Source organism: Butyrivibrio sp. DSM 10294 (assembly GCF_028539135.1).
In the GTDB taxonomy this organism is placed as follows: domain Bacteria; phylum Bacillota; class Clostridia; order Lachnospirales; family Lachnospiraceae; genus Butyrivibrio.
On the sequence record NZ_JANSWL010000014.1, the window covers coordinates 1 to 1,635 of the forward strand.

Below are 1,635 nucleotides of genomic sequence, written 5' to 3' on the forward strand. Positions count from 1 at the left end.
CCTTTGTTCCTATACCAACTATTCGTTGGATAAGCCCTCGACCTATTAGTACACATCAGCTGAACACGTTACCGTGCTTACACCTTGTGCCTATCTAACCTCATACTCTCTAAGGGGTCTTACTGCTTGCGCATGGGATATCTCATCTTGAGGGGGGCTTCACGCTTAGATGCCTTCAGCGTTTATCCCTTCCGGACGTGGCTACCCAGCCTTATGCATCTGGCGATGCAGCTGATACACCAGCGGTCCGTCCATCCCGGTCCTCTCGTACTAAGGACAGCTCCTCTCAGATATCCTACGCCCGCGCCGGATAGGGACCGAACTGTCTCACGACGTTCTGAACCCAGCTCGCGTACCGCTTTAATGGGCGAACAGCCCAACCCTTGGGACCTGCTACAGCCCCAGGATGCGATGAGCCGACATCGAGGTGCCAAACCACTCCGTCGATGTGAACTCTTGGGAGTGATAAGCCTGTTATCCCCAGGGTAGCTTTTATCCGTTGAGCGATGGCAATCCCACTTTCATACCACCGGATCACTAAGTCCTACTTTCGTATCTGTTCCACCCGTCGGTGTCACAGTCAGGCTCCCTTCTGCCTTTGCACTCTACGAATGGTTTCCGTCCATTCTGAAGGAACCTTTGAGCGCCTCCGATACCCTTTCGGAGGCGACCGCCCCAGTCAAACTCCCCGGCAGACATTGTCCCCGGACCTGTTTCAAGATCCTTGGTTAGAAGCCCAGCATCATAAGGGTGGTATCCCAACAGCGACTCCGCGGCAACTGACGTCACCGTTTCTTAGTCTCCCACCTATCCTGTACATATGGTACCGGACCCCAGTATCAACCTGGAGTAAAGCTCCATGGGGTCTTTCCGTCCTGGCGCGGGTAACCAGCATCTTCACTGGTACTTCAATTTCACCGGGTGCATTGCCGAGACAGTGCTCAAATCATTACGCCTTTCGTGCGGGTCGGAACTTACCCGACAAGGAATTTCGCTACCTTAGGACCGTTATAGTTACGGCCGCCGTTTACTGGGGCTTAAATTCAAAGCTTCGATTGCTCTAACCTCTCCTCTTAACCTTCCAGCACCGGGCAGGCGTCAGCCCATATACCTCACCTTTCGGTTTCGCATAGACCTGTGTTTTTGCTAAACAGTTGCTTGAGCCTCTTCTCTGCGGCCTGATTTCTCAGGCTCCCCTTATCCCGAAGTTACGGGGACATTTTGCCGAGTTCCTTAACAATGCTTCTCCCGTCGGCCTTAGGATTCTCTCCTCATCCACCTGTGTCGGTTTACGGTACGGGTTATGTATACGCTATAGTGGCTTTTCTTGGCAGTCATATCTGTCGCTTCACTACTTATAGTTCGTTCCCCCTTGCGGGACCGGTTCTTCCTTCCCCGGCTCGACCCTTTTGCCTGCGTCCCCACAGTTCTGATATACATAAGTGCAGGAATATCAACCTGCTGTCCATCGCTTACGCCTCCTCGGCCTCAGCTTAGGTCCCGACTTCCCCAGGGCAGATCAGCTTTACCCTGGAATCCTTGGATATTCGGCCTGGAGGATTCTCACCTCCATCTCGCTACTCATTCCGGCATTCTCTCTTCACAGCGCTCCGCCGCTCCTTTCGGTACGGTTTC

General features: G+C 53.3%; 1 rRNA gene. It reads right to left on the reverse strand.

Annotated elements, in window-relative coordinates:
* Positions 1-25 precede the first annotated feature (25 nt).
* Positions 26-1,635 (reverse strand): 23S ribosomal RNA (locus NXH67_RS00110); the annotation flags it as partial.